Source organism: Specibacter sp. NPDC078709 (genome assembly GCF_040686795.1).
Classification (GTDB): domain Bacteria; phylum Actinomycetota; class Actinomycetes; order Actinomycetales; family Micrococcaceae; genus Specibacter.
In genome coordinates, this window is sequence record NZ_JBFBLU010000007.1 from 61,867 (window position 1) to 87,890 (window position 26,024).

Here is a 26,024-nt window from a genome sequence, read left to right on the forward strand (position 1 = left end):
TACAGCTGTGGCAGTTAGCGCATGTTGACGAACTGCAGGTCGGCGTCCTCGAACTTGCGCAGCATGGCCATGACTTCCTGAAGGTCGTCGCGGCTCTTGGAGCTCACGCGCAGTTCATCGCCCTGAATGGTGGACTTCACGCCCTTGGGGCCTTCGTCGCGGATGAGCTTGTTGATCTTCTTCGCGATGTCTTGGGCGATGCCTTCTTTGATCTCAGCCTCCAGACGGTATTCCTTGCCTGAGGCGTAAGGTTCGCCAGCGTCGAGGGACTTCAAAGAGATGCCGCGCTTGATCAGTTTAGATTCGAAGACGTCCATGATGGCCATGACGCGTTCTTCGGAGTTGGCCTTCAGCAGGATTTTCTCGCCGCTGAAATCGATCTCGGCGCCCACACCCTTGAAGTCGTAGCGCTGGACTACTTCCTTTTGGGCCTGGTGCAGAGCGTTGGCGACTTCTTGCTTATCGACTTTGCTAACGACGTCGAACGTTGACTCACTGGCCATGATTCCTCCACAGGTTCGAAAGCTCAAAAACTTGAACGGTTGATTTGCCTCCTAGCCTAGCTGGCCGCTGTCCTACTCGCCCGTTCTGCGGTGTAGCGTGCCGCTCACAGTGTCCTATAAGGAGTATCGGGGCAAGTGCACATCTATGCAGGACAGAGTAGAAGGTGTTGAGACTGCCAGCGCCTAGCTCTAGGAGAAACAATGACAATGAATCCAGGCCCCGCAAGCCCCGCATCATCAAGCCCCGCGTCATCATCCGCCGTCACGCTGTCGGTAGGGCGTGGCGCGGTAGGACGGAAATCGGTAGGTGCTGCTGTGGCCGCGGTGACCCTGGCTGCGGTGACAGTATTGAGCGGGCCCGGACTGGTGAGCGGCTCGGCCCATGGCTTGGAGCCGGGAAGTATCATCACGTCTCCGCCAAATTCTGCCTCGTCACGGATTGCTGGCGTCCATGAAGATATGGCCCGGGCCGTGAAGCTGCAACAACTCACAACTGAGCAGGCAGCGTTCCTAGAAAATGAGCTGGTCAAGCGGATCCAAAACAAGGCCTGACACCGTCGGCTGATGAGCGACTTTGTAGGGGAATGTACTGCTGTCCGCGCCGATTTCGGCGCCTGAGGCCTCTCGATTAGATTCTTGGCGAAATTCCTTGTATTGTTTTACTGCTTCCACTTGTTGGGGGCGAAAGCCGGACCCGAAGTTTGGGTGTGGTGGCCATGGCAGATTACCCGAGTGGCCAAAGGGGGCTGACTGTAAATCAGCTGGCAACGCCTTCACTGGTTCGAATCCAGTATCTGCCACCAAACCGGAAACCCGGAACTTCGCGAGAAATCGCAAGTTCCGGGTTTTTTGTTGTACCAGAGCCAAAGTGGGGCCGGACGGGACGTCAAACGCGAACTACAGTTAAGGCATGGAATACGTCGTGCCCCTGGTCATTGTGCTTGTCATTGTTATTGTCGTGATTGCTGGTGCACGGTTCATGGGACGGCGCGGCGCCCAAGCTCAGGGCCGCAGCCAGCAGCACTCACCTGGGCAAGATACGAGGCAAGGCCCACACTCGGTCCACGACCGAAACCGGGACTCGGTATCTTCTGCTCCGGAGGCAGCCCGCAAGCGCTCCCGCAATGAAATCACGCGGGAGGACGCACAGGAGGCCAGTGCCAGGCTCAGCCCGGAAGCTCATCGGAGGGTGTACGCCCTGATCGCCCAGCACCAGGTACTCAATGCCGTCAAGGAATACCGCAAAGCCACCAAGACTGGGCTGGGAGATGCGGCCGCGGCTGTAGCCGCCTTGGCACAGTTTCCGCAGCCCAGGCCTGAGCCCGCGACACCTGCACAGCTCCCGCAGCATGAGCCCACCACGCAGACTGCACCCAGCATTAAGGAGGGGCCGCTGACCGTAGATGACATCATCAGCGCCACGCCGTCGGTTGCCACACCCGCAACCCCTGCAGTTGCCGCCACTGGCAGCTACCGATACCGGGCCATCGTTTCGCAGGGCAATGAAGTCCGTGAGGTGGCCAGTACTCGCCTCAACGCAGAAATCTACGGGCAGATCCGTCAGCTGGCCCTGTCCGGAAATCACGACGAAGCCGTCCGACTCTTGCGGAATCATTCGGATGTGGGCGAGGCACAGGCGCTGGAATTCGTTTCAATGATCGGGCCCGACGAGTAACGGGAACAGCAATTGCCCGGTCCCGTTTATAGGGCCGGGCAATTATTTTCAGTGGCAGCCCTAGCTGGCTTCGTCTTCCAGCACAAAGCCGTCCTGGTGGTGAATCAGCTGGCGCCCCATGCCGGAATCAAGCTGGATCCACAAGCATTGGCGGTCGTGGGACAGTGTTTCAACGCGGCCCGAAAGACGCCAGCCGCGGTCGTTGACCAAAGCCACCGGAGCGTCCTTGCTCATCGTCGGCCACACGTCGTGGTTGTCGGGGTTAATGAAGGCTGTGTGGTGAGTGCGTCGTGCCATGGTTTCTCCTGATACGAAAGTCATCGCTGCTTCCAGTTCTCGTTTCTTTACACCGACAGTTTGCCCGGACAAGGTGAACTCGCCGTGAACTCAGGGTGTTTTTCCGTTCAAAATTCCGTGAACCTGCCTGCGCCTTTGTCTTTGTGAGCGCACGACGCCGGCTGCTGGCTTCTCTTCCCTTGCCCGCCCGGGTGCCACACCGGCAGGCGGACGGGCTGCCCATTCCCTCACGCGGTGAGCGAAACCACAGCCAAACGCCGGACTAATCCCGTACGGTTAAGGCATGGCTACAGTTGAAATCACCACAGAATCTTTTGGCCCCACCATTGAGGGCAACGACATTGTGATCGTTGATTTTTGGGCATCTTGGTGCCAGCCCTGTGTGCGCTTTGCGCCCACTTTTGAGGCAGCTTCGGAAAAGCACGGCGACATTGTGTTCGGCAAGGTTGACACGGAAGCGCAGCAGCAGCTTGCCGCCGAAGCTAATATCACCTCCATCCCGACACTGATGGCGTTCCGAGAAAAGGTGCTGGTTTTCGCCCAGCCCGGCGCGTTGAACGGTACCCAGCTTGACTCTGTCATTGACGCCGTCAAGGCCCTAGACATGAGCGAAGTTCACGCAGCAGTTGCTGCGAAGGCAGCCGAAGGCACCGCTTCCGAATAGGGTTCCGCGCCCAAGGACTCGCCAAAGTTCGCAACCACAAATGACCCGTTAGATAAGGTCGCTTAGATCCATCTAAGCGACCTTATCTAACGGGTCATTTGGGTGTCCGAGGGCTCAGGACCCCACGGCCAGCTGGTTTAGCTGCGAACCAGTTCCACCGGCTTTGCCAGCAGGGCGCTGAGAGATTCGTTGAGGTCCTGCACGGCAATGCCCTTGCTGTGCTTGGTCAGGTCCTCTTCGGAGGCCCACTGCTCGGTCAAAACAATCTTCTCTTCCGATTCTTCGGTGATTTCATACTGAATGCAGCCGGTCTCTTCGACGACCTGCTCAATCGCGATGTCCAGTGCAAGCTTCACACGGAAGAATTCGCCCTCGTTGGGGATAAAAGTGGCCTGTAGGTTGATGATCTCGCTCATGCAACCAGCCTAAGTGATGCGAGGGTTCGGGCGGGAAGTTGTTCCGCTCTATGAACGCGTGCGCAAGATCCGCAAAAGTGACGTGGGCGGGTCCCGATCAGTGAGTTAGTGTCCTCGATGGTCCTGAATAGTCATTCGTGGCCCGAACGTGGGTTTGCGGAAACCGCTGAGCTGGAGCAGCCGCACCACGCGCTGGCGGTGGCCGCGCCATGGTTCAAGAAGTTCCAACATGCCCGCATCGTCCACTGGTTTTCCGGCCAGTGCCCAGCCCACATAGGCGGCCAGATGGTAGTCGCCCACCGCCACCTGATCGGCATCCGAGTGCGTGCGTTGGGTGACTTCTGCTGCCGTCCAGGCCCCAATGCCGGGAATGCTCTGCAGCTTGGCCCCAGCCTCTGCGGCTGGCAGCGCGCTCAAACGCTCCAAGCCCGACGACGAGCGCAGCATCCGCTGGACCGTGGCCGAACGCTGTGGTCCAACGCCAGCCCTGTGCCACTCCCATGACGGAATCTGAGCCCATTGGGCAGGTGTCGGGGCCACCATCAAATCGGTGGGGACTGCTGCATTTGTTCCAGCGCCGGGGGCGGGCAAGCCGAACTTTCTCAACAGAACCGCATAGCCGCGGCGGGCCTCAAGGGCCGTGACTTTCTGCTCCAAGATGGCCGGTACCAGGGCGTCAACCATCCGCCCAGTGGCAGGCAGGCGCAGGGCCGGGTGCCGTCGTCGTGCTTCCCGGACGCGGGCCGGGAGCGTCTCGGTAACGGTGGGGGAGTCGAAAGCGGACCAGTCGTCGTGGGCTCCTAGCAGTGCAGGGGCGGATTCCAGCGCATGGTCGGCGCCCGGCCCCCAGGCCCGTGCATGCAGCTCGGTGCCTCGCTGAGAAATGCCCAAGGTTGCCGGGCCGGCGGGGGTGTTGAATGCCAACCACGCGTTCTCCGGGGTCAGCCGCACGGTCCGATCGCCCGGGCCGCGACCAATGATGCCCAACGTCTGCGTCAGCGAATAGGGGGCGCCGGCATCCCAAACTGCGATGGAGTCCTGGTGCGTGGTGGTCATAGATCCATGGTCGCACGCGCGACTGACAAGGGGTGTGCAAGCTGAGGAATCATGCTAGGTTAACGTTTATCGTTATTATCGATCAGCGTTAAGGGTGGGGATTCTGGTGGCTTTTTCAATGTGGTCGTGGCTGTTGGTGGTGGCGGTGCTAGCTATCGTGGCGTTGATCTTGTTTGCAGGCAGGAGCTCGGTCAAGGACCCCGAAGCCGTGGCTGGCGGGGGGATGGTCAGGGCCACTCGCCGCATTGCCTGGCTCTACGTAGCGGGCTGTGTTGTCGGCGGCCTCACCGCCATGGTGTCTACGGTGTGGGGTGATTCTGTCACCGTGAAACTGCCCGTTCAGGAGTTCTGGCCCGCGCTGCCAGGGACCGTAACCATTGACACGCCTCTTGCCACCGTTGAATCGGGTGGGTTCACGTGGGCCAATGTGAGCGTCAGTGGACTGACTATTGCGACCCGACTGATGCTCGCCGGAGCAGTGGTGGCGCAATCTGCCCTAGCTGTGGGGGCCGGTTTGGTCATTATTAAACTGTGCACCTCGGTCATGAACAGGACACTGTTTGTTCCTGCGCTGGTCAAGGGTGTGCAAATAATTGCCGGTGTGGTGTTCATGGGCGGGACGATCTGGCAGGCGTGCCAAATCTTCGGCGGCAGTATGGCTGCCGAACAAGTGCTCGGTGCCAATGCGTGGGAGCTGAGCGGTGAAACCATTGCATGGACCGATATTCACAATATTGTGGGCATGCCGTCCGTGGCCTATTTTTGGGAATTCAATTTCTGGCCCATCGGTGTTGCCTTGGTGCTCATGGTCTTAGCTGAGCTGTTCCGTCAGGGCAGTAAGGTCCAAAAAGATGCGGCAGGGCTCATTTGATGGCGGACGATGAAGAATCCGGGATCCACTGCCGACTTAATGAGCTGTTGGCCCAGCGCGGCATGACGCTGACCCGGCTGGCCGAGCTGGTAGACATCAGTATTGTGAACCTCTCCGTCCTGAAAAATGACAGAGCCAAGGCCATCCGTTTCTCCACGCTGCTGGCCATCTGCCAGGCGTTGGACTGCGAGGTAGGGGAGCTGTTGGAGCTGGCGTAGTTTTCTACTGTGGCCAAAGCACGACGCCGGACCTAGGCTGGGCGAATATGTCACGACGGTGAGGGGCAGCTATGTGGAAAAGAAGCGCAGCGAGTGAGCGTGTGCCTCAGGGCTGGCGCGCTAGCGGAGGCATCTCCTGGCCGCTAAGTGTGGCCCTCTACATCCGTGACGTCTACGGATTGCCCGCCACGCGGCCTTTCTTCGTGCCGCCCATGTCGCCTGCAGTTCCGGAGCATATTCCCGTCACCGGACCTGCCGGAGACACTGCTCTGGCCGCTGAATGGGCCCACTGGTTTGGGGAGCTCGTACGCAGCCGGGCCTCCATTTACGATGTCGCTGGCCTGTTGCTGGAGGAACGCTCGCCGGCCTTCCTGCAGGCTGTGGAAAACCGGCTGCGTCAGGCTACAGGGGCAGCCGAAACGGCCAAGCGATATGAAGTTGAACAATGGCGGACCCGCAGGAACAGCCCGGGACTGGCGCTGCCCAAGCTGGTGCACTCCATCGAGAAGGAACTGGGTCGAAAGGCCGCTCCCTTCAACCTTGAATTCCGGATCCTGCCGGTGGCGGGGCTGTGGGTGCATCAGGTGGCACCCAACTGTGTGCTCATGAGCTTTGAGATTCAGTCAGACCCCGACGCCATGGGCCGCCTACTGGGCCCCATCGTTAGGGAACTGGCTCACTGAGCCAGCCATCCGGCGTCGCACTTTCCCGATCCTGGGCCGGAATCGGAGGGCACCTCTACCCATGGCAAGGCGTTGCGGTGGCGCGTAGGCTCGAAAAAGATCACGAACATCGACGTGGGCGGTGCCCCGCAGTGGAGGCAACAATGTCAGGATTTATCGGAGCGGACCCGGAAGAACTCCGCAACCTCGCCAAGCATATGGACAACAGCGCCGAACAGCTCGACGGGACACGAGCGGATTTGCTGAGCAATTTTCAACGAGTGCGGTGGGTCGGCGAGGACGCGAACCGTGCCAAGGGCGAATTCCGTGCCAGTCACGCAAAGAAAATCCAGCAGGCAACCTCGATGCTGCGCGAAACGGCCGATCTTGTCCGTAAACAGGCGCAGGAACAAACTCAGGCCAGCTCCAGTGGCAGTGCATTTCCGATCGGGATGGTTATTGCCAAGCCGCTGCCAGCCTTCATGCCTGATCCGGACCAGGTGCCACCACCCAACCTGGTGACGCTACCCGACAAACTACCTGTTGGTTTCACGCCTCCGGACTGGTTCGAAGCGCCAGATTTGGAGGCCCCCTACCCGGTCTACGAAGCCTATACCGGGCCGGAAGCGCCCTGATCGGAATCTGCGTGGCCGGATGTCGAGCCGGCGGAGGGGCCTGCGGTAGGATCGGCGGCGGCCAGCTCTTCGGCTGTCTGCTGCAGTAAATCCCGGCAGGCCAGCAGCGCCGGGCGGTTGCGGCTGGAGCGCCTGGCTGAGGTGAATATGGTGCGGCGGGGTGCTTCGGGCAGATCGATCAGGGTCACCGGGGTCGGGCGGCCAGTCCACATCAAATCGGGCATGAGCCCCACGGCATTTCCGGATTCAATGAGGCGAATCTGTGCCTGCAGATCAGCCGTTTCGAACCGCACATCCGGTTCGAATCCCGCTTGCCGGCATGCTTGTTCGGCCCAGTGCCGCGAGGCTGCACCGCGAGGTTCCATGACCCAAGGAAGATTTTCGGTGTCCGCAATACAAGTGATGGGTTCGGCGCGAAGACGGCTCATCCCACCACTAACGCCTGCAGCAGGGACGGCGAGGCGGATGGCGTCGGTGGTCAACACCACTCGGTCTAGCTCTGGCTGCAGGGGAGCGGCATGGCCGGGGTACTGTTCGGCGACAACCAGATCGAAGTCTCTAGCCCAAGTCTCATGCAGGGCCGTTTCCGGCTCGCGCTGGATCATCTCAATGCGAACATCTGGATAGCGCTGCGCCATTGCGGTGAGCATATCCGGTATCAGGGCTAGTGCTGCCGATTGAAAGACGGCCATCTTGACCGTGCCGGTCACGGTTGTCAGAGAGGCTGACATATCAGCCTCGGCGCGTTCCAGAGTTTTCAGAAGTTCGGCGGTGTGCTCCACCAGAATTTCTGCCTGAGCCGTCAGCTGAACGCGCCGGCCAACCTTGCGGAACAGCGGAACACCCACTTCTTTCTCCAGCAGTGCCAGTTGTTGGGACACGGCAGAGGGGCTGTATTGCATCACTGCGGCCACGTCGGCCAAGGTTCCGCGAATGTGCAATTCACGCAGCAATCGCAGCCGTTTCAGCTCGAGCATGGCTTCTCCAAGTTTGATGAGGATTTGATTAGGAAAAGTGTTGAGTATTCATCATAAATCACCACTTTTGCTAATTGAACATTACTCTCATACTGGAGCTGAGGGGAACGCTACGCGCCGCCGCACAGGCTCACAAATGTCAGGTGCGCTCGCTTCCCTGATCACTAAGCAGCAACTCATCAGGCACCAGCAGAAAAGAAGCCCGTAAAAACTATGACAAGCACCGTCTCTGCGGCCACCGCCGCGAACATTCCGGTTCCCAGCAATGATCTTGCCCAGGAAACCATTGCTCTTGTGCGGCACTGGCTGAGCGAGGCCGCCACATTCCCGGCCGATGTTTCGGCCCAGCGTCTGGCCGGTGTCTTGAAGGACCCCAACGGACTGGACTTCACGGTTGGTTTTGTTGACGGCGTGGTCCGTCCCGAGGACCTATCCGTCGCCGCCCGCAACCTGGCCATCCTGGCGCCCAAGGTTCCGGCCTTCCTGCCTTGGTACATGCGCAGTGCCGTTCGCCTCGGTGGCGTGATGGCCCCGGTCCTGCCGCAGCTGGTCATTCCCATTGCCCGCAAGGTGCTCCGCGAGATGGTGGGGCACCTCATTGTTGACGCCACCGACGCCAAGCTGGGTCCGGCCATCGCCAAGATCCGCAAGGACGGCGTTGACCTCAACGTGAACCTTCTCGGAGAAGCCGTGTTGGGCAAGAACGAAGCCGCCCGACGCCTCGAGGGGACCCTCAAGCTACTGGCGAGGGACGACGTCGACTATGTCTCCATCAAGGAATCCTCCACCGTGGCGCCTCACTCACCGTGGGCCTTCGACGACGCCGTCAACCACGTGGTGGAGAAACTCACCCCGCTGTACACGTTGGCCAACTCCTTCGCCAAGCCCAAGTTCATCAACCTGGACATGGAGGAGTACAAGGATCTCACCATGACCATCGCGGTGTTCAAGCGCATTCTGGACAAACCCGAGTTCAAGAATCTCGAAGCCGGCATTGTGCTCCAGGCCTATCTGCCGGACACGCTCGCCGCCATGATTGACCTGCAGGAGTGGGCCGCCGCCCGCCGCGCAGAGGGTGGCGCCGCCGTCAAGGTCCGCATCGTGAAGGGCGCCAACCTGCCCATGGAACAGGTCCAGGCTTCGGTGTTTGGCTGGCCGCTGGCTACCTGGGGCACCAAGGCGGATTCCGACACCAACTACAAGCGGATCGTGAACTACGCGCTGACCCCCGAGCACATCAACAACGTCCATATTGGCGTTGCCGGGCACAATCTCTTCGACGTGGCCCACGCCTGGTTGCTCGCTCAGCAGCGCGGCATCGATACCACCAGCGGTGCGCTCGAGTTTGAGATGCTGCTGGGCATGGCCACCGGTCAGGCCGAAGCCGTCCGCAAGGATGTGGGCTCGCTGCTGCTGTACACACCCGTGGTCCACCCGGGCGAGTTCGACGTCGCCATCGCCTACCTGATCCGGCGCTTGGAAGAAGGCGCCAGCCAGGACAACTTCATGTCAGCCGTCTTTGAACTCTCCGAGAACGAGGCTCTGTTCGCTCGCGAGCAGGAGCGCTTCCTGGCTTCTCTGGCCGAATTGGACACCACGGTGCCGCCCAGCAACCGTGTCCAGGACCGCAACCTGCCTGCGATTCCAGCTGCCACATCCGGGTTCGCCAATACCCCGGACACTGACCCGTCGCTGGTGCCCAATCAGGTGTGGGGCAAGGAGATCCTGGCCCGCATCCCCGGCTCGGTTCTGGGCAATGACCTGGTCGCCGAGACCACCGTCACCGAGCTGGAGGTGCTGAATACCCTCGTGGCCACCGCCCTTGAGCACGGTGCGGCGTGGGGTGCCATGAGCGGTGCGCAGCGCGCGGCCATCCTCCACCGTGCCGGCGATCTCCTGGACACCCGCCGCGCCGATTTCATGGAGGTCATGGCATCGGAGACCGGCAAGACGCTGGACCAGTCCGACCCCGAAATCAGCGAGGCCGTCGACTTTGCCCACTTCTACGCCGAGCGTGCCAAAGATCTAGAAACGGTCGACGGCGCAACCTTCGTCCCAGCGAAGCTCACCGTGGTGACCCCGCCGTGGAACTTCCCGTTGGCTATCCCAGCGGGCTCCACTTTGTCCGCACTGGCCGCCGGTTCCGCAGTGGTCATCAAGCCCGCCCCGCAAGCCCAGCGCAGTGGATCCCTCATGGTCAAGGCCCTCTGGGATGCCGGCGTGCCCCGCGAAGTACTGGCTCTGGTCCAGCTTGGCGAAAACGAACTCGGCAAGGCGTTGGTGTCTCATCCCTCCGTGGACCGCGTCATCTTGACCGGTGGCTATGAGACCGCCGAACTGTTCCGTAGCTTCCGCACCGATCTACCGTTGCTGGCTGAGACCTCCGGCAAGAACGCGATCATCGTCACCCCCAGCGCCGACCTTGATTTGGCCGCCAAGGATGTGGTGCAGTCGGCGTTCGGCCACGCGGGCCAGAAGTGCTCGGCAGCATCGTTGGTCATCATGGTTGGATCCGTGGCTCAATCTGCTCGTTTCCATAATCAGCTCATCGACGCGGCCTCCAGCCTTGCCGTTGGGTACCCTGAAACCGCCACCACACAGATGGGACCCATCATTGAACCGGCCGCCGGCAAGTTGCTTGGCGCGCTGACCACCTTGGATGCAGGCGAGAGCTGGGCCATCGAACCGCGCCAGTTGGATGAGAGTGGCAAGCTCTGGTCCCCGGGTGTTCGCACTGGCGTTGCGCCCGGATCGCACTTCCACCTGACCGAGTTCTTCGGCCCGGTTCTGGGCATCATGACGGCCGCGACGCTCGAAGAAGCCATCGCCATGGTCAACGCCATTGACTACGGGCTCACCTCCGGCCTGCACTCGCTGGATTCCGCTGAGATTGGTCTGTGGCTGGACACCGTCCAAGCCGGAAATCTGTACGTCAACCGCGGCATCACCGGCGCCATTGTGCAGCGTCAGCCATTCGGTGGCTGGAAGAAGTCGGCCGTCGGCGCGGGCACCAAGGCTGGCGGGCCCAACTACTTGGTGGGCCTGGGGTCTTGGGTTCCTGCCACGGCTGCGGCAACCGCACCGTTGGGCGATGCTGCCCGCAAGATGCTGAATGCGGCTTCGGATTTGTCCGCCGAGGAGCAGGCGTTCCTGAAGCGCTCGTTGCACAGCGACGCCGCGGCATGGGCTTCCGAGTTTGGCGAAGCACGCGATGTTTCAGCATTGTCGGCCGAGCGCAATGTGTTCCGCTACCTGCCGCTGAACCCTCTGGTTCGCCTTGCCGAGGGAGGCTCGGTAGCCGGGCTCATGCGCGTACTTGCGGCAGGAATCCTGGCCGGGGCAACCCCGGAAGTCTCCTCCGGCGTCGAACTTCCCAACGCCTTGAAGGCCCTGTTGCTGAGCTTGCGTATCACCGTCACAGCAGAGAAGGACGCCGAGTGGCTGGCTCATGCGCGGCGCTTCGGAGCGGGTCGTATCCGCCTCATCAGTGGGGACGCCTTGGCGGTATACGAGGCAACTGGCGGACGCCCGGATCTGGCAATTTACCACGGTGAGGTTACCGAGGCCGGGCGTGTGGAGATGCTGCCGTTCCTGCACGAACAGGCCGTCAGCATCACGGCGCATCGCTTCGGCACGCCCAACAACCTCTCGGACGGGTTGATCTAGGCCTGGCCGTCCGTCTGACGAAAAATGCGCCCGCCTCCCATAAATGAACCCTGTAGACCGGGCGCATTAATGGGAGGCGGGCGCATTTTCTCGCAGGTGAATTACCTTTTCGGAATGCCGGCCTGTCGGAGAAGTCGCTCAAAGCCATTGAGGTCCATCAAGTCCGCCCAAATCCACCGAAAGAAGCCAGCGCACTGGGCCCGAATCTGGTCCTCGCGGTTTTTCTCGTCAATGATCCGGTCCTCGAGTGACTTGCCGCCCGCCCAGTCCTTGCGCAGGTACTTTTTCCTGCCGTCGAATTCACCGACCTTGCGTTGTTTCTCGAACCAAAAATCGACAAATGCGTTGCGGCCGTCTCGGAGCACGAAGCCATGTTGCAGTGTCGGAGCGACAAAACCGAGCTGGGACATGCGGACTCTGCTGATGGACTCACCGGCAGAACCGGAAAGTCCGGAGGCAAACTCAACGACTGCCACCGCCCGATTGCGGGCAGACCTGGACGGCAGCGACTCGGCGGCGTTCAGGAGATTGGATTTCAAAAGGGGCTGGCCTTGCGGGGTGTCCGTGTTCCACTGTGGAGCATGATCGCTGGTGGGGACTGCCAATGATGTGAACACGTTGCCGGGTTTGGGATATCTCACCAGATGCATGCTGGAATCACACACGGCGACAGCTTGCTCAAATTTCAACCGGGTGATTAATTCAATCGTGGTGGTGAGCTTGTCCGTAAGGAGAAACGGCCCGCAACGTACCACCACGTCATCTTGCCGTCGCAAATGACGGGTGATGTCACCGCGGCTGCGCCCACCGTTCGACTCGTCCGTGAGAATGTGCAAATTCTCCGGCAGGCCCAAGACCCACAATCCCCACAGGAGTGCTGCGGTGGTGTGGGAAAAGATCGGCGGGCGCTTGGTGGTCAGCTGAAATGCGGTGGCACGAAGGCCATACCGCGACGCCTCATCAAGCTCCTGCCATTGCGCCGCTTCCGTGTAAACGCTGCGGCGGACACGGACGTATCGTCCGTTGTTGCAGAGTCTGACAAGAAGACGTGAATCCTGGCCGGCCAGCTCCACATCGGAAGGAAGAATCAACCGTGGCGTGTCCATGCCTTCAAGGATTCCAGATATGGGGCTGCCGTATAAGAGCGATCCAGCGGACCTGTGGATAACTCTGGAGCCGTGCCGCGGCGGGCCAGAGCATCACCTGGCCGGTTGTTGCCTACGTCCTGACAAAAATGCGCCCGCCTCCCATTAATGCGCCCGGTCTACAGGGTTCATTTATGGGAGGCGGGCGCATTTTTTGCTGGGGCGCACGCGGGCGCAGGCAATTATGCGGTTAGGCCTGTGCGACGCGGACCGTGTTGCCGGACGGGTCGCGGAAGGCGCAATCCTTAGGGCCCCAGGGCTGCTGGATGGGTTCCTGTAGCACCTCGGCACCGGCGGCCACGGCCGTTTCAAATGTGGCATCAAGATCGGTGGCAGTGAAATTCAGCATGGGCAGCACGCCTTTGGCCAAGAGCCGGGCCATGGCGTCGCCGTCTTCCTCAGAGCGGCCAGCGTGCGGTTCGGATAGCACAATGCCGAGTCCGGGCTGGGAACTGGTGCCCATGGTGACCCAGCGGAAGTCGCCATTGCTGACATCGTTTTGGACTTCCAAGCCCAGAGCGTCGCGGTAGAACGCGATGGCTTGATCGGGATCGTGGACGGTCAAATGCGTGTATTGCAGTGAAATGGTCATGGCACCAATTTTATGGTCCGGTGCGCTCTGACGCTTCTTGAATCCTGCTCGGTTTCCCCGCACTGCTCACGCTGCTGGTGTTTCCTGCGCTGCGTGGCTGAGCGTCCCGGCGGGGCCGGGTGGTGACCCGGGCAAAGCACGGCGGCATAGCCTCAATCACGCTGTGGTCCCGGGACTTGTAGCTACTGGGGGACTCGCCCATGATCTCGGTGAATCGTGTGCTGAAGGAGCCCAACGATGTGGCACCGACGGCCATGCAGGCGTCCGTCACCGAAACACCGGCCCGCAGCAGCGCCGCGGCACGTTCGATCCGCCGCGTCATGAGGTAGCTGTACGGTGTTTCCCCATAGGCTGCGCGAAATTTTCGGGAGAAATGCGCCGGGGACATAAAGGCCTTCGCCGCAATGGTGGGCACATCCAAGGGTTGGGCGTAGTCCCGGTCAATCATGTCCCGGGCCTTACGCAGCAGCGTGAGTGTGGCCAACTCCTCCGGCGTCATGACTGGTCCCGGAATAGCTGCTCCCGAACGGCCTGGTCCTGCCTTGGTTGATCCTGGCTCGCAGAGGCTGCAGTTACCTCCGCAGCCAAGCGCTCCAGCCACATATCTGCCTCACGCGGCGACCTCAAACGCACCACACGAAACCCCGGAAATTTTCGCTCCAGCGTCGGCACCAGCGCCTTGAGCTTGTTCCGGGTTTGCCAGCCCCACCGAATGATGTGGTCAGGGTCGGTGAAAATCCCCAAGAGCGGGCCTTCGTAATTGCCGTTCCAGAGTTCCTCACGCTGACGCCGGCGCCGGACCGTGCGCCGAATAAGCCGCACCATGGATAACGGCATGGGGTAGTCCAGCCAAATGAGGGTGTCAGCACGCTGTGCCAACAGCCGGCGCACGGCCGAGTACTGCCACTCCGAAACCCAGGTGGGCTCCTGGGTGAGATTCTCGACGTCGTCCATGAACTCCGCGCGCGGCACCCAGTTGGGCCCGTGGAAGAGACTGTCCAGCTCCGTGTACCTAATCCCGAGCAGCGCGGCAAGACTCCGGGCAAGGGTGGACTTTCCCGAACCGGAAACCCCGGCAACAAGGATGCGTTGCGGATGCTCCGGGGGAGGATCTGCGGCTGTGAACATGCTCCACAGTTTATTGCGCCCAAAGCCCTAAAGAGTAACCTGTCTTGGCCAGTTCCACGGCGGGGTACTACGTTTGGTGTATGAAGTATGCGAACTCTGTCTTGGACCTTATTGGCAACACCCCCTTGGTGAAATTGAACAAGGTGACCGAGGGCATCGCCGCCACCGTTTTGGTCAAGCTTGAGTACATGAACCCGGGTGGCTCCGCCAAGGACCGCATCGCCGTCAAAATGCTCGACGAGGCTGCCAAAGAAGGCAAAATCAAGCCCGGCGGGACCGTGGTGGAACCCACCAGTGGCAACACCGGCGTAGCCATGGCCATGGTGGCCCAGGCGCGCGGCTACAACTGCGTGTTCGTGGTCCCGGACAAGGTGGGTGAGGACAAGCGCGCCGTGCTGCAGGCCTACGGTGCCGAGGTGGTCGTGACCCCGACGGCGGTCGCGGCCGACAGTCCGCAGTCCTACTATGGCGTCTCGGACCGTCTGGTCAGGGAGATTCCCGGCGCCTACAAGCCGGACCAGTTCTCCAACCAGAACGGCCCGTTGAGCCACTACGAAAGCACCGGCCCCGAAATCTGGCGCGACACCGAAGGCAAGGTCACCCACTTTGTGGCCGGCGTTGGCACCGGCGGCACCATCTCCGGCACCGGGCGCTTCCTGCGTGAGGCCTCCGCGGACCGTCCCGAGTCCGACGGCGGCGAGGTCAAGATCATCGGCGCCGACCCCGAGGGCTCTGTCTACTCAGGTGGCACAGGCCGGCCGTACCTTGTAGAAGGCGTGGGCGAGGACATGTGGCCCGACTCCTACGACAAGCGCGTGCCGCACCAGATCATCGCCGTCACGGACAACGACAGCTTCGCCATGACCCGACGCTTGGCACGCGAGGAGGGCCTGCTCGTGGGAGGTTCCTCCGGCATGGCCGTGGTGGCCGCGCTGGAAGCTGCGAAGGATCTGGGACCTGAGGCCGTCGTCGTCGTGCTTCTTCCGGACAGCGGACGCGGCTACCTGGGCAAGATTTTTGATGACAAGTGGATGCAGTCGTACGGCTTCTTGAAGGTCACCGACGAGCCAGCCATTGGCGATGTGCTCAAGGCCAAGACCGGGCAGCTGCCGGCGCTGGTGCACATTCATCCGAACGAGACAGTGCGTGATGTCATCAACTTGATGAGCGAATACGGCGTCTCCCAGATTCCCGTGCTCACCGCTGAACCGCCCGTGGTGATGGGCGAGGTGATTGGCTCGGTCGATGAACGCACCCTGACCGGCAAGCTGTTCCGGCACGAGGCCAAGCTGACGGACGTCATTACCGAACACATGCAGCCGCTGCTGCCCATTATCGGCTCGCTGGAACCGATTTCTGCCGCCCGCACCAAATTGCAGGATGTGGACGCGCTGATGGTGACGTTTGTGGGGGCACCCGTTGGTGTGCTGACCCGTCACGATCTACTGACTTACCTCAACGACTGATTTACCGACTGCTTTTCCACTGATTTGCCACTGATTTGCAAGGAGAACACCATGACTGAAGGCTTCAACACCCGCGCCGTCCATGCTGGGCAGACCCCCGATCCCACCACCGGATCGGTCATTCCGCCGCTGTACCAAACCACCACGTTCGCTCAGGATGGGATCGGCAAGCTGCGCAACGGCTACGAATACGGCCGCGGCACCAACCCCACCCGCGACGCGCTCCAGACCCAGCTCGCAGCCCTGGAAGGCGGCCAATTCGCGTTCAGTTTCGCCTCCGGCCTGGCCGCTGAGGACGCCCTGATCCGCGCCCTGCTGGTCCCCGGCGACCACATCATCATGGGCAACGACGTCTACGGCGGCACCTACCGGCTCATCAACCGGGTCCTGTCGGTCTGGGGCATCAGCAACGCTGCGGTGGACATGTCCGACGGCGGGGCGCTGGCTGCCGCTGTCGCCGCCGGCGGGCCTAACGGCATGACCAAGATGGTGTGGGTGGAGACCCCCTCAAACCCGATGATGAAGATCACCGATATTGCTGCACTCGCCGAGGTGGCCCACGCCGCCGGCGCGCTGCTGGTTGTGGATAACACCTTCGCGTCCCCGTACCTGCAGAACCCCCTCGCCCTAGGCGCCGACATTGTGGTGCACTCCACCACCAAGTACATCGGCGGACACTCGGATGCTTCCGGCGGCGCCATCATCCTCTCCGACGCCGAAGCTGCCGAGAAGATCGGCTTCGTGCAGTTCGCTGTGGGCGCCGTTTCAGCACCCATGGAAGCATGGCTGACCACGCGCGGGCTCAAGACACTCGGCGTCCGCATGGACCGCCACTGCACCAACGCTCAGGCCATCGCCGAGTGGCTGCTGACCCGGCCCGAGGTTGAGAAGGTGCTCTACCCGGGCCTGCCCGATCACCCCGGCCACGAGTTGGCTGCCAAGCAGATGCGCGGCTTCGGCGGCATGATCTCGGTGCAGTTCAAGGGTGGCGAGGCTGCTGCACGCAAGGTGGCCGAATCCACGCACCTGTTCACCCTGGCAGAGTCACTCGGCGGCATTGAATCGCTCATGAACTACCCTTCGGAAATGACGCACGCCTCCGTCAAGGGCACCGAGCTGGCCGTGCCGGAAAACCTGATCCGCCTCTCCGTAGGCATCGAAGACGTGGCTGATCTGCTGGCTGATCTGGAACAGGCCCTGAACACCCTGTCCTAGCCCCGCCCCGCCCCCAGACGCTATCGCAGCAATGGTCTGTTTTTCGTGAACGCTATCGCAGTCAGTGCGATAGGGTTTCCAAAAATCCAGCCATTGCCGCGATAGCGTCTGTTGTTTCGGAGCTAGTTATAGATCGCCTTCCTCCTGGTTACCGTCCTCACAGTCCCCATCACCAGGATGACCTCGATTTTCGGAAGTGGCCTACAACGTTGCAGCACCCGAATTTACGCACCAGCAGTGCACTTAATGGCCGCTGCGAGAAGAATTTAGGCCCACGAAGTTAGCTTCGAAAACCTGCCTTTCGGGTCCCCCCCAAAACACTAAGTGCTTAAATACACCATCGGCCTGTTAAAAGATATGACAGTTAGGTAACAGTTTGCTGATTTGCGTATCGATTTGATATCGCTTTACCCTTAGTTATGCCCTATTGGGCGGGTGGCACTTCATGCCCCCACGATTGCCCGGGCCTTCCAGCACCGCACACCGTCATTGGGAAGGCTCCGGAAACAACCTCCATATCTATAGGTTGGACGGTGGCGCGCAGATGTCCGGGGACGGATGGAGCGCAGGTGACCTGCAGGAGAATGCATCGATGAAAAATACTAAACTTACTCGCAATATCGGCCGTGTCTTGGTCATTGGCGCTATCGCCGGTGGCGGCATGGCTATGGCCGGAACCGGCGCCAACGCGGCCGACGGTAGCACCTGGGACGCACTAGCTCAGTGTGAAAGTGGCGGCAACTGGGCTATCAATACAGGTAACGGTTTCTCCGGTGGGCTTCAGTTCACCCCGAGCACATGGGCCGCCTTTGGTGGTGTTGGTGCCCCGGAGAATGCCACTCGTGAGCAGCAGATTGCTGTGGCCGAGCGGGTCCAGGCCGGTCAGGGTTGGGGTGCATGGCCTGCATGCGCCGCCCAGCTTGGCTTGAGTGGCGGCGGCGGACAGGCTTACTCGCCGGCTGCCGTTCCCGCAGCTCCGGCTCCGGTAGCGGCACAGTCCGTTGAGGTAGCCCCGGTTGAGCAGGCGCCGATTCAGGCTCCTGTAAAACAAGTACCCGTGGTGCAGGCCCCGGTAGAGCAGGCCCCGGCCGCTGTGCAGGTAGCGCTCAGCGGCGAGACCTACACCATCCAATCGGGTGACACCTTGAGCACCATTGCCGACAAGCTCGGCATCCAGGGTGGCTGGAACACGCTTTACCAGGCCAACGTGGACACCGTGATCCACCCGGACCTGATCTTCACGGGCGCAGTACTTCAGCTCCCGGCCTAGGCTTTACGGATAAAAACCCGGATATAAAGGCGGCGCTTGCCGGTAAAGATGGCGGTATACCGCCACCCGTACCGGCAAGCGCCGCCTTTATTGGCGAGAACTACCTGATTGGCGAGAACTACACGCGTGAGGCTGCGGCACCTACCCGGGTGACGGCGTCGTACGTGTAAACGGGCTTGCCGCCAATGAAGACCTTCATGGCGCGCTGCATAACATCCATCGGGTCACCGCTCCACAGCACCAAATCAGCATTCTTGCCAACCTTCAGTGAGCCCATCTGCTCGGCGAGGCCCAGAACCTTGGCCGGGTTGATCGTGATGGCGCGGAGGGCAGCGTCTCGATCCAGTCCCTCTCGCACCGCAAAGCTGGCCTGATGGACCAAGAAGTTGATGGGCACCACCGGATGATCGGTGATGATGGAAATTTCGACGCCGGTCGCCGCCAACTTGCCCGGGTTGGCGATGGAGCGGGCACGCAGCTCAGGCTTGGACTTGGTGGTGAACAATGGGCCAATCAACACCGGAGTGCCACGCGCGGCCAGCACATCGGCCAGCACGTGAGCTTCGGTTCCGTGGTCAATGACCAGATCGTAGCCAAACTCGTCGGCCAGCCGGACGGCGGTGGCGACGTCGTCCGCGCGGTGGCAGTGCTGACGCCACGGGATTTCACGTCGCAGCACCATGGCCAAGGCTTCTAGGTGAGCGTCGCGGGGCCGCGGTTCCGGCTTGGCCATCCAGTTCTGGGCGTCCATGAACGCTTGGCGGATCACCAAGGCAGTACCCAAACGGGTGGACGGGGTTTGCTTCTTGTCGCCGTAAACGGTTTTTGGGTTCTCGCCCAGCGCCGACTTCACACCGCTGGGGGAGCGCAGCACCATTTCCTCGATGTAGCGCCCGTGCGTGTGCATGGCAATGGCCTGCCCACCGATGGGATTCCCGGAGCCGGGGTTCACATTGACGGTAGTGATGCCGCCAGCCAGCGCATCGTCAAAACCAGGATCAAAGGGATCCACGGCGTCAATGGCACGCACCCCGGCCATGACCGGATGCGTCATCTCGTTGACGTCACTCGTGGAGCCAAGTTCACCCTCCGGATCCATGCCCAGATGCACGTGGGCGTCAATGAAACCGGGGAGCAACCACTGGCCCTGTGCATCCAACACATCGGCGCCTTCAGGAACCACAATGGAAGCGCCCAGGCCAAGGATCTTGCCGCCTTCAACCAGCACGGTTCCGTCAAACGGTTCACCTTCCACCGGAACCACATGGGCGTTGGTGATGGCCAAGACACGCTTCTTCGCGGCGGCTGCGGCCTCACGGATGGCGGCGCTGATGGAGGCCGTGTCCGGCTTCGGGGCAGCAGCCACAGGCTTCTTCGCGCCCTTGCCTGAGGTGCCCGGCTTGCCTGAGGTGCCGGGCTTTATCGGAACAGAACCCGGCTTGCCTGCCGGAGCAGCCGCCCTGCGGGTCACCCGGCCAGGGATAAATCCGGGTGTGGGGGTGGGCTGAGAGCTGCTCATGACTGCCTTTCGCTTGTGGTCTGTGGATTCTTCCAAGCTACCAGCCGCGGGGCCCCGCCTCGTGGGGCACGGCGTAGCGCCCACGCCGTAGGCTGGTGCGATGCATAAGAAAACAGCGCTCATCACCGGAGTGGGCCGCACCGTGGGCATTGGCGCCGCAGTGGCCCGCGCGCTCGCCGCCGATGGCTGGGACCTGGTCCTGAATTACTGGCAGGCCTACGATTCCCGCATGCCCTGGGGTATCCAGCCCGACGACGTCACCGTCCTGACAGCCGAACTCGAGTTGGCCGGTGCCCGGGTCTGGGCGTTCCCGGCAGATCTGGGTGACCCGTCCGCCGTCGACCGTCTCATGGAGTTGATTGCGCAGGAGGCCGGGCCGCTGACAGGCATGGTCATGTCGCATTGCGAGTCGATTGATTCAGGCATTCTGGACACCTCGCTGGAGAGTTTTGAGCGCCATTTCGCCGTCAACACGCGTGCCAATTGGCAGTTGATTGCCGCGTTCGCCCGCCAGGTGAAGCACGACGGCGGCGCTATTGTTGCGCTGACCAGCGACCACACAGCGTTCAACCTGCCGTACGGGGCCTCCAAGGGGGCGCTGGACAGGATAGTGATTGCGGCCGCGTGTGAATTGGGCGGGCAGGGCATCAGTGCCAACGTGCTCAACCCCGGCCCCGTGGACACCGGCTGGATGGATGAAGGCACCCGCACGGCGATGACCGCGCTGCAGCCCGGCGGCCGGCTGGGCACCCCGGCAGATGTGGCGCCGACGGTCGCTTTTCTACTCTCGCCGGGTGGGCGCTGGGTCAGTGGTCAGCTCATTAAGGCCGACGGCGGTTTCTCCGCCTAAGCGGGCATCCTCACCTTGTGAGCGCCCAGATCCTCACCGAGGTGTGGGGCGGCCTATGCGAAGGAAACGCACTAGCTTCGTGTGTCCATGGCCCAGCTCCGGCGGAAACTTGAGCGCGATCCCGCAGCGCCGGTGCACTTGCTGACCGAAGCCGGCATGGGGTACCGCTTCGCCTCGTAGCGCGAAAGAAACCCGGAGAATTAGTGACAGAATTGCAGGGCGCCATTTGGCTCGGCCCGCCAGCGCCGAGTAGTGCCATGGGCCCACCCAACTTTTAGCTTACTTTCCAAGGAAAACTGCATGAATTCTGCCCCGCCCGTCGGCAAGGCACGCACCATCGCCCTCATCTCCTTGTTCATGGCGTCGTTCATGGAACTCCTTGATGCCACCATCGTCAACGTCGCCCTGCCGGATATTGAACGGGCCCTCGGTGGCAGCAATGCCGAGCTGCAGTGGATGGTTGCTTCCTACACACTGGCCCTGGCCATCGGTTTGATCACAGGATCCCGTTTGGGCGACATTTACGGCCGCAAGAAAATCTTCATCATTGGCCTGGTCGTGTTCACCATTGCCTCCGTGTTGTGCGGTGCGGCCATGAATCCGGAGATGCTCATTGCCTCCCGTGCGCTGCAGGGCTTCGCCTCGGCAGCCATGATCCCGCAGGTGCTTTCTAGCCTGCAGGTCATGTACAAGCCCTCCGAACGGGCCGGGGCCATGGCCGGATTCTCCGCACTGGCCGGTGTAGCCGCGGTCTCCGGACCCATTCTGGGTGCGGTGCTGACCGACGCCGATATCTTCGGCTGGGGCTGGCGCACCATCTTCTTCGTCAACATTCCCGTGGGCGTCTTCGCCGTGATCTGCGCGATTAAGTTCGTCCCCGAGTCCAAGGCGCCGGTCCGGCACAAACTCAACCTGTCCGGCGTCGTGATTCTGGCGGTGGGCATGATGGCCATCCTCTACCCGCTGACCATGGGACGCGAGGAGGGGTGGCCGCTGTGGACCTACCTCTCCATGGTGTTTGGTGTGCTGGTACTGGCTGGGTTCGTCATGCTCCAGCGCCGCGAAGAGATCCGGGGCGGAGAGCCGCTGGTAGCCGTTTCCCTGTTCAAGAGCCGCCCGTTCGCCGCCGGTATTGTGATGATGTTCTTGTTCTTCATCCCCATGAACGGCTTCTTCTTGATCCAGACCCTGTTCCTGCAGGTGGGCCTGGAATACCCCATTCTCAAGGCCGGCCTGACCATGCTTCCCTTCTCCATCATGGTGCCGATCCTGGCCGGTATTTCCGCCGCGATCCTGGCCAAAAAGATCGGCCGTGTGGTGTTGCAGCTTGGCCCCCTAGTCATTGCCATTGGCTTCATCGTCTTGATCTTCACGGTTCAGTCCGTGGGCGGCACGGTCACGCCGTGGCACCTGCTAGCTGGCTTGGCGCTGAGCGGCGCTGGCTTCGGTATGGTGGTGGCGCCTGTGGGCATCTTCGTCCTCTCGGAAGTCCCCACCAAGTTCGCCGGCAGCGCCTCGGGCCTGTTCAACACCACCAGCCAGCTGGCTGGCGCCCTGGGTGTTGCGATCGTGGGCACTATTTACTTCAACTCTCTGGAATCCAGCACCGGAACCAGCCAAGCGGCCGTGTTCATCGACGGCTTCACGTTCACCATGTGGGTCATGGCCGCTGGCATGGTGCTGGTTTCCATCGCGGCAACGTTCTTGCCGCGTTGGGCTAACGAATCAGATGTTTCCGGGTCCGTGGAATTGGTCGACGTTTAAGCGGTGCGCCGCCTGACCGCCGACGCCTAACCGTGCCCGCTGTGCCCGCACTCGCGTGACTTATGCGTCAAACCCGTCCTGGGTTCGGCGCATAAGTGTTTATGCGTCGAACCCGCCGTGGGCCCAGCGCATAAGGGCTGGAACTCAAGGGTGCGGAGCGCAACCGGTGCCGCAAATATCGACGATTGCCCGTCCTGGGCCGCTGGAGGTGCTCGGGCTGGGAAGCCCATGCTGTCGTAGTGTTTAACCATGACTGACGTAACACCACAGAGCGGTACTATTCTTGCCATTTGCCGGGTCCATCAATTGATCACCACCAAGACCGGTTTCGGCGTGACGGCCATCGACAAGCGTGCTGTTGAGGGACCTGTCAGCCTGCGTAAGTACGGCGTCTTTGGTGATGTGCAGGCAGATACCGAAAACCACGGCGGACCCGATCAGGCCATTTATGCCTATTCGCAGGAGGACGCCGACTATTGGGCTGCCGAACTAGGCCGCACCATCACCCCCGGCCTATTTGGTGAAAACCTGCGTACCCAGGGCATCGAGACCACCCACGCTGTGATCGGTACGCGGTGGCGCATTGGCAAGGCGCTGCTGGAGGTCACCTCGCCACGAGTTCCCTGTGCCACCTTCGGGGAGCGGATGGGCGAGCCGCAATGGGTCAAGAGGTTCACCATCGCCGGGCGCATTGGCGCGTATCTGCGGGTGCTGGAGCACGGCAAAGCCAAGGCGGGCGACGCCGTCGTGGTTGAGCATGTGCCCCAGCACGGAATTACGGTGGGCAAGTTCTTCAGCAATGCCACGGCCAAGGACGTCCACACCTTGCAAGACCTGCACGACGCCGGAGAGCTCACCTTGGCTGCCCATTACTGGCCGTACTTCCGCCGAATTCTCGCCGCTAATAAGTAGCAGTGGGAGCCCATGTGCCGAACCTCACGGCTGCGCATCGGCTTTCCCTATAGTGCAGCGCTAAGGTATGCCCTACAATTTAAACATCCCCCACTCCGGTATCTCCTTTTATTTTCTGCCCAATTTTTGAGGCAGGAGCCTGAAGTGTTTGGGGCCCGCATGTTTTTGGCGGGCAAGTAGCGTTCATAGGGGATTGCCGGCAAAGAAACGCCATGCAGCGTTGGTTTAGATCAACTAGACCAACACTGAAGTCCGCACCGATGGTGCGCACATGGCGCGAGATCCTGCCCGGGATGCCGAGCAGCGGCTGGATTTCCCCACCGCGGCGTACCACGCCGCCTGGCCCTATGAATGAGGACGATTTGACTATGCCCGAAAACTTGACTGAAACTTCCGCTGCTGTGGAAGAAGAGAACGAAACTACTTTCGCTGACATGGGTATTGACGGCCGCGTGCTGGCTGCCCTGACTGATGTTGGCTACGAGAAGCCCTCGCCCATCCAGGCCGCAACCATCCCGTTGCTGCTCGAAGGCCGCGACGTTGTTGGTTTGGCTCAGACCGGAACCGGTAAGACCGCAGCATTCGCTGTCCCCGCCCTGTCCCGCATGGCTGAACTGATGGACCTCAACGGCCCCACCAAGTCCACCCAGATCCTGGTGCTGGCCCCGACCCGTGAGCTTGCGCTCCAGGTTGCCGAAGCCTTCACCTCCTACGCCAAGCACATGGACAACTTCTCCGTTCTCCCCGTCTACGGTGGATCCGCTTACGGCCCCCAGCTGGCCGGCCTGCGCCGCGGTGCACAGGTAGTTGTCGGTACCCCCGGCCGCGTCATCGACCACCTCTCCAAGGGCTCACTGGACCTCTCCAACCTGCAGTACCTGGTGTTGGATGAAGCCGATGAGATGCTCCGTATGGGCTTCGCCGAAGACGTAGAGCAGATCCTGTCACAGACTCCGGCAGAGAAGCAGGTGGCACTGTTCTCAGCCACCATGCCTGGCCAGATCCGCCGCATCTCCAAGCAGTACCTGAACAACCCCGCCGAGGTGACGGTCAAGTCCAAGACCACCACCGGCGCCAACACCCGCCAGCGTTACTTACAGGTCATGGGCCCGCACAAGCTCGATGCGCTGACCCGCGTACTCGAGGTTGAGAAGTTCGAAGGCGTCATCGCATTCGTGCGCACCAAGATGGCCACCGAAGACTTGGCTGACAAGCTCAAGGCACGCGGCTTCCAGGCTGCCGCCATCAACGGTGACATCCCGCAGCAGCAGCGCGAGCGCACCGTCGAGGCTCTGCGCGACGGCAAGATCGACATCCTGGTCGCTACCGACGTTGCGGCCCGTGGCCTTGACGTTGAGCGCATCACGCACGTCATCAACTACGACATCCCGCATGACACCGAGTCCTATGTACACCGCATTGGTCGTACGGGCCGCGCCGGCCGTTCAGGTGACGCGATTCTGTTCATGACTCCTCGCGAGAAGTACTTGCTTCGCGCCATCGAAAAGGCTACGCGCCAGCCGGTGGAGCAGATGCACCTGCCGTCCGCAGAAACCATCAACTCCCTGCGCTTGGGCAAGTTCGCTGAGAAGATCACCGAAACCCTGGCCACCAAGGACGTTGCTAAGTTCCGCGACCTGATCGCTTCCTACGAGCAGGAGCACGACGTTCCGGCGTCGGAAATCGCTGCAGCCTTGGCTGTTATGGCACAGGGCGGCCAGCCGTTGCTCGTCAACGACCTGCCGGCAGCTCCGGAATACCAGAAGAAGGATCGTTCCAAGGACGGCTTCGGCTCACGTGGCCCGACCCGCACCCTGACCGAAGGCAACGCCACCTACCGCATCTCGGTCGGCCGTCGCCAGCGCGTCATGCCCGGCTCCATCGTTGGCGCTATCGCCAACGAAGGTGGCCTGTCCTCCTCGCAGATCGGCGGCATTGACATCCGCTCAGACCACACCCTGGTTGAGCTGCCCGCAGAACTGAGCAAGGACCAGTGGAAGGCGCTGAGCCGCACCCGCATCAGCGGCGAGCTCATCAACCTCGAGCTGGACAACGGCCGCCGCCCCGCAGGTGCCGGTGCCCCGTACAAGGCCCGTGAAGAGCGTAACGATCGCGGTCAGGGCGGCTTCAAGAAGAAGTTCGACGGCGACCGTGGCGGCTACCGCGGCGGTAACGACCGCGGTGCAGACCGTGGCAACGATCGCGGCTTCAGCAGCGACCGTGGCGGCCAGAGCCACACCGGTCACGGTGGAGGCGACCGCCGTCCCCGTCACGAAGGTGGACAGAGCTTCAACAGCAAGGGCAAGTGGTAAATACCACACCCCAAGGGCCTGAGTATTAGGCTCGGATAAGGGCCGGCTGCCATCAGGTAGCCGGCCTTTTTCTTGCCAAAACGCTTGTGTGACGCACTTCATTCTTTGCTTCTCTGGCTGCTGAAATCCCCTGAATTCTAGCGGATTTTGAACCTTGGAGAGCTGCTCAGAATTGACCCAGAGCACCCCTCTTGGGGCCTTGGGGGATGGT

At 61.5% G+C, this 26,024-nt stretch carries 25 protein-coding genes, 1 tRNA gene and 1 pseudogene; 17 read left to right on the forward strand and 10 right to left on the reverse strand.

Annotated features, from left to right (window positions below; translation table 11 throughout):
- Positions 1–14: 14 nt before the first annotated feature.
- Positions 15–503 carry a YajQ family cyclic di-GMP-binding protein gene (locus AB0P14_RS13475; protein WP_363843088.1) on the reverse strand — a complete coding sequence of 163 codons (489 nt, stop codon included), beginning with the start codon at positions 501–503 and terminating at the stop codon, positions 15–17.
- A gap of 201 nt (positions 504–704) precedes the next feature.
- Between AB0P14_RS13475 and AB0P14_RS13480 the strand changes: the two genes are divergently transcribed.
- From AB0P14_RS13480 to AB0P14_RS13490, 3 genes are all read left to right on the forward strand, one after another.
- Positions 705–1,055, forward strand: a complete 351-nt coding sequence (locus tag AB0P14_RS13480) for a hypothetical protein (protein WP_363843091.1) — start codon at positions 705–707, stop codon at positions 1,053–1,055.
- Positions 1,056–1,221: 166 nt separating this feature from the next.
- Positions 1,222–1,306 (forward strand) — tRNA-Tyr (locus tag AB0P14_RS13485).
- A gap of 107 nt (positions 1,307–1,413) precedes the next feature.
- Positions 1,414–2,178: a hypothetical protein gene (locus tag AB0P14_RS13490; protein ID WP_363843094.1), complete on the forward strand. Its 765-nt coding sequence runs from the start codon at positions 1,414–1,416 to the stop codon at positions 2,176–2,178.
- A gap of 60 nt (positions 2,179–2,238) precedes the next feature.
- Here AB0P14_RS13490 and AB0P14_RS13495 read toward each other — a convergent pair whose 3' ends face one another.
- Positions 2,239–2,475, reverse strand: a complete 237-nt coding sequence (locus AB0P14_RS13495) for a hypothetical protein (RefSeq protein ID WP_363843097.1) — start codon at positions 2,473–2,475, stop codon at positions 2,239–2,241.
- A 283-nt stretch (positions 2,476–2,758) separates the two neighbouring features.
- Here AB0P14_RS13495 and AB0P14_RS13500 point away from each other — a divergent pair, with 283 nt between their 5' ends.
- Entirely contained in the window at positions 2,759–3,139 is a 381-nt protein-coding gene (locus tag AB0P14_RS13500; protein ID WP_363843100.1) for a thioredoxin domain-containing protein, read from the forward strand.
- 137 nt (positions 3,140–3,276) lie between these two features.
- On the opposite strand, the gene AB0P14_RS13505 is transcribed toward AB0P14_RS13500, so the two are convergent.
- Positions 3,277–3,555 (reverse strand): antibiotic biosynthesis monooxygenase, encoded by a 279-nt coding sequence (locus AB0P14_RS13505; RefSeq protein ID WP_363843103.1) that lies wholly within the window; start codon positions 3,553–3,555, stop codon positions 3,277–3,279.
- Positions 3,556–3,660: 105 nt separating this feature from the next.
- On the reverse strand, positions 3,661–4,611 hold the full coding sequence (locus tag AB0P14_RS13510) for a 3-methyladenine DNA glycosylase (protein ID WP_363843106.1): 951 nt from the start codon (positions 4,609–4,611) through the stop codon (positions 3,661–3,663).
- Positions 4,612–4,717: 106 nt separating this feature from the next.
- Between AB0P14_RS13510 and AB0P14_RS13515 the strand changes: the two genes are divergently transcribed.
- The 4 genes from AB0P14_RS13515 (at position 4,718) to AB0P14_RS13530 (ending at position 6,997) form a co-directional block, all read left to right on the forward strand.
- A complete protein-coding gene (locus AB0P14_RS13515) occupies positions 4,718–5,482 on the forward strand; it encodes a hypothetical protein (RefSeq protein WP_363843109.1) in 765 nt (254 codons plus the stop codon).
- Complete coding sequence (locus AB0P14_RS13520) at positions 5,482–5,700, forward strand: helix-turn-helix domain-containing protein (RefSeq protein ID WP_363843112.1); 219 nt, start codon at positions 5,482–5,484, stop codon at positions 5,698–5,700. Before AB0P14_RS13515 ends, AB0P14_RS13520 begins: the two co-directional genes overlap by 1 nt.
- Positions 5,701–5,912: 212 nt before the next feature.
- Positions 5,913–6,383, forward strand: coding sequence for a hypothetical protein (locus AB0P14_RS13525; RefSeq protein ID WP_363843115.1), 471 nt, complete (start codon positions 5,913–5,915; stop codon positions 6,381–6,383).
- A gap of 143 nt (positions 6,384–6,526) precedes the next feature.
- Complete coding sequence (locus tag AB0P14_RS13530; protein WP_363843118.1) at positions 6,527–6,997, forward strand: hypothetical protein; 471 nt, start codon at positions 6,527–6,529, stop codon at positions 6,995–6,997.
- On the opposite strand, the gene AB0P14_RS13535 is transcribed toward AB0P14_RS13530, so the two are convergent.
- Positions 6,973–7,974: a LysR substrate-binding domain-containing protein gene (locus tag AB0P14_RS13535; RefSeq protein ID WP_363843121.1), complete on the reverse strand. Its 1,002-nt coding sequence runs from the start codon at positions 7,972–7,974 to the stop codon at positions 6,973–6,975. The two genes, AB0P14_RS13530 and AB0P14_RS13535, sit on opposite strands and share 25 nt — an antisense overlap.
- Positions 7,975–8,187: 213 nt before the next feature.
- Here AB0P14_RS13535 and AB0P14_RS13540 point away from each other — a divergent pair, with 213 nt between their 5' ends.
- Complete coding sequence (locus AB0P14_RS13540) at positions 8,188–11,640, forward strand: bifunctional proline dehydrogenase/L-glutamate gamma-semialdehyde dehydrogenase (RefSeq protein ID WP_363843124.1); 3,453 nt, start codon at positions 8,188–8,190, stop codon at positions 11,638–11,640.
- Positions 11,641–11,741: 101 nt separating this feature from the next.
- Here the strand turns inward: AB0P14_RS13540 and AB0P14_RS13545 are convergent, their stop codons facing one another.
- From AB0P14_RS13545 to AB0P14_RS13560, 4 genes are all read right to left on the reverse strand, one after another.
- Positions 11,742–12,746 carry a hypothetical protein gene (locus tag AB0P14_RS13545; RefSeq protein WP_363843126.1) on the reverse strand — a complete coding sequence of 335 codons (1,005 nt, stop codon included), beginning with the start codon at positions 12,744–12,746 and terminating at the stop codon, positions 11,742–11,744.
- Between the two features lie 229 nt (positions 12,747–12,975).
- Positions 12,976–13,377, reverse strand: coding sequence for a VOC family protein (locus tag AB0P14_RS13550; protein WP_363843129.1), 402 nt, complete (start codon positions 13,375–13,377; stop codon positions 12,976–12,978).
- Between the two features lie 10 nt (positions 13,378–13,387).
- Entirely contained in the window at positions 13,388–13,876 is a 489-nt protein-coding gene (locus tag AB0P14_RS13555) for a helix-turn-helix transcriptional regulator (RefSeq protein ID WP_363843132.1), read from the reverse strand.
- Positions 13,873–14,505 carry an AAA family ATPase gene (locus tag AB0P14_RS13560; protein ID WP_363843136.1) on the reverse strand — a complete coding sequence of 211 codons (633 nt, stop codon included), beginning with the start codon at positions 14,503–14,505 and terminating at the stop codon, positions 13,873–13,875. The genes AB0P14_RS13555 and AB0P14_RS13560 overlap by 4 nt, the downstream gene beginning before the upstream one ends.
- Before the next feature lie 80 nt (positions 14,506–14,585).
- Between AB0P14_RS13560 and AB0P14_RS13565 the strand changes: the two genes are divergently transcribed.
- The 3 genes from AB0P14_RS13565 (at position 14,586) to AB0P14_RS13575 (ending at position 18,456) form a co-directional block, all read left to right on the forward strand.
- A complete protein-coding gene (locus AB0P14_RS13565; protein ID WP_363843139.1) occupies positions 14,586–15,971 on the forward strand; it encodes a cystathionine beta-synthase in 1,386 nt (461 codons plus the stop codon).
- A 51-nt stretch (positions 15,972–16,022) separates the two neighbouring features.
- Positions 16,023–17,186: a cystathionine gamma-synthase gene (locus tag AB0P14_RS13570; protein ID WP_363843142.1), complete on the forward strand. Its 1,164-nt coding sequence runs from the start codon at positions 16,023–16,025 to the stop codon at positions 17,184–17,186.
- A 592-nt stretch (positions 17,187–17,778) separates the two neighbouring features.
- Entirely contained in the window at positions 17,779–18,456 is a 678-nt protein-coding gene (locus AB0P14_RS13575; protein WP_363843145.1) for a transglycosylase family protein, read from the forward strand.
- 118 nt (positions 18,457–18,574) lie between these two features.
- Here AB0P14_RS13575 and AB0P14_RS13580 read toward each other — a convergent pair whose 3' ends face one another.
- Positions 18,575–19,975 (reverse strand): amidohydrolase, encoded by a 1,401-nt coding sequence (locus AB0P14_RS13580; RefSeq protein ID WP_363843148.1) that lies wholly within the window; start codon positions 19,973–19,975, stop codon positions 18,575–18,577.
- Positions 19,976–20,075: 100 nt separating this feature from the next.
- Between AB0P14_RS13580 and AB0P14_RS13585 the strand changes: the two genes are divergently transcribed.
- From AB0P14_RS13585 to AB0P14_RS13605, 5 genes and pseudogenes are all read left to right on the forward strand, one after another.
- The gene (locus AB0P14_RS13585) at positions 20,076–20,825 is read left to right on the forward strand and encodes an SDR family oxidoreductase (RefSeq protein ID WP_363843150.1); all 750 of its coding nucleotides are present in this window, start codon (positions 20,076–20,078) and stop codon (positions 20,823–20,825) included.
- 14 nt (positions 20,826–20,839) lie between these two features.
- Positions 20,840–21,005 (forward strand): annotated as a pseudogene (locus AB0P14_RS13590) (winged helix-turn-helix domain-containing protein); the annotation flags it as partial.
- 120 nt (positions 21,006–21,125) lie between these two features.
- Entirely contained in the window at positions 21,126–22,589 is a 1,464-nt protein-coding gene (locus tag AB0P14_RS13595) for an MFS transporter (RefSeq protein WP_363843153.1), read from the forward strand.
- 249 nt (positions 22,590–22,838) lie between these two features.
- Complete coding sequence (locus AB0P14_RS13600) at positions 22,839–23,501, forward strand: MOSC domain-containing protein (RefSeq protein WP_363843155.1); 663 nt, start codon at positions 22,839–22,841, stop codon at positions 23,499–23,501.
- 368 nt (positions 23,502–23,869) lie between these two features.
- Positions 23,870–25,813 carry a DEAD/DEAH box helicase gene (locus tag AB0P14_RS13605; protein ID WP_363843158.1) on the forward strand — a complete coding sequence of 648 codons (1,944 nt, stop codon included), beginning with the start codon at positions 23,870–23,872 and terminating at the stop codon, positions 25,811–25,813.
- Positions 25,814–26,024 lie beyond the last annotated feature (211 nt).

Bases quoted from the DNA above. Each gene is read 5' to 3' on its own strand.
- AB0P14_RS13475 (WP_363843088.1), bottom strand. From the start codon at position 503: ATGGCCAGTGAGTCAACGTTCGACGTCGTTAGCAAAGTCGATAAGCAA.
- AB0P14_RS13480 (WP_363843091.1), top strand. From the start codon at position 705: ATGACAATGAATCCAGGCCCCGCAAGCCCCGCATCATCAAGCCCCGCG.
- AB0P14_RS13490 (WP_363843094.1), top strand. From the start codon at position 1,414: ATGGAATACGTCGTGCCCCTGGTCATTGTGCTTGTCATTGTTATTGTC.
- AB0P14_RS13495 (WP_363843097.1), bottom strand. From the start codon at position 2,475: ATGGCACGACGCACTCACCACACAGCCTTCATTAACCCCGACAACCAC.
- AB0P14_RS13500 (WP_363843100.1), top strand. From the start codon at position 2,759: ATGGCTACAGTTGAAATCACCACAGAATCTTTTGGCCCCACCATTGAG.
- AB0P14_RS13505 (WP_363843103.1), bottom strand. From the start codon at position 3,555: ATGAGCGAGATCATCAACCTACAGGCCACTTTTATCCCCAACGAGGGC.
- AB0P14_RS13510 (WP_363843106.1), bottom strand. From the start codon at position 4,611: ATGACCACCACGCACCAGGACTCCATCGCAGTTTGGGATGCCGGCGCC.
- AB0P14_RS13520 (WP_363843112.1), top strand. From the start codon at position 5,482: ATGGCGGACGATGAAGAATCCGGGATCCACTGCCGACTTAATGAGCTG.
- AB0P14_RS13525 (WP_363843115.1), top strand. From the start codon at position 5,913: ATGTCGCCTGCAGTTCCGGAGCATATTCCCGTCACCGGACCTGCCGGA.
- AB0P14_RS13530 (WP_363843118.1), top strand. From the start codon at position 6,527: ATGTCAGGATTTATCGGAGCGGACCCGGAAGAACTCCGCAACCTCGCC.
- AB0P14_RS13535 (WP_363843121.1), bottom strand. From the start codon at position 7,974: ATGCTCGAGCTGAAACGGCTGCGATTGCTGCGTGAATTGCACATTCGC.
- AB0P14_RS13540 (WP_363843124.1), top strand. From the start codon at position 8,188: ATGACAAGCACCGTCTCTGCGGCCACCGCCGCGAACATTCCGGTTCCC.
- AB0P14_RS13545 (WP_363843126.1), bottom strand. From the start codon at position 12,746: ATGGACACGCCACGGTTGATTCTTCCTTCCGATGTGGAGCTGGCCGGC.
- AB0P14_RS13550 (WP_363843129.1), bottom strand. From the start codon at position 13,377: ATGACCATTTCACTGCAATACACGCATTTGACCGTCCACGATCCCGAT.
- AB0P14_RS13555 (WP_363843132.1), bottom strand. From the start codon at position 13,876: ATGACGCCGGAGGAGTTGGCCACACTCACGCTGCTGCGTAAGGCCCGG.
- AB0P14_RS13560 (WP_363843136.1), bottom strand. From the start codon at position 14,505: ATGTTCACAGCCGCAGATCCTCCCCCGGAGCATCCGCAACGCATCCTT.
- AB0P14_RS13565 (WP_363843139.1), top strand. From the start codon at position 14,586: ATGAAGTATGCGAACTCTGTCTTGGACCTTATTGGCAACACCCCCTTG.
- AB0P14_RS13570 (WP_363843142.1), top strand. From the start codon at position 16,023: ATGACTGAAGGCTTCAACACCCGCGCCGTCCATGCTGGGCAGACCCCC.
- AB0P14_RS13575 (WP_363843145.1), top strand. From the start codon at position 17,779: ATGAAAAATACTAAACTTACTCGCAATATCGGCCGTGTCTTGGTCATT.
- AB0P14_RS13580 (WP_363843148.1), bottom strand. From the start codon at position 19,975: ATGAGCAGCTCTCAGCCCACCCCCACACCCGGATTTATCCCTGGCCGG.
- AB0P14_RS13585 (WP_363843150.1), top strand. From the start codon at position 20,076: ATGCATAAGAAAACAGCGCTCATCACCGGAGTGGGCCGCACCGTGGGC.
- AB0P14_RS13595 (WP_363843153.1), top strand. From the start codon at position 21,126: ATGAATTCTGCCCCGCCCGTCGGCAAGGCACGCACCATCGCCCTCATC.
- AB0P14_RS13600 (WP_363843155.1), top strand. From the start codon at position 22,839: ATGACTGACGTAACACCACAGAGCGGTACTATTCTTGCCATTTGCCGG.
- AB0P14_RS13605 (WP_363843158.1), top strand. From the start codon at position 23,870: ATGCCCGAAAACTTGACTGAAACTTCCGCTGCTGTGGAAGAAGAGAAC.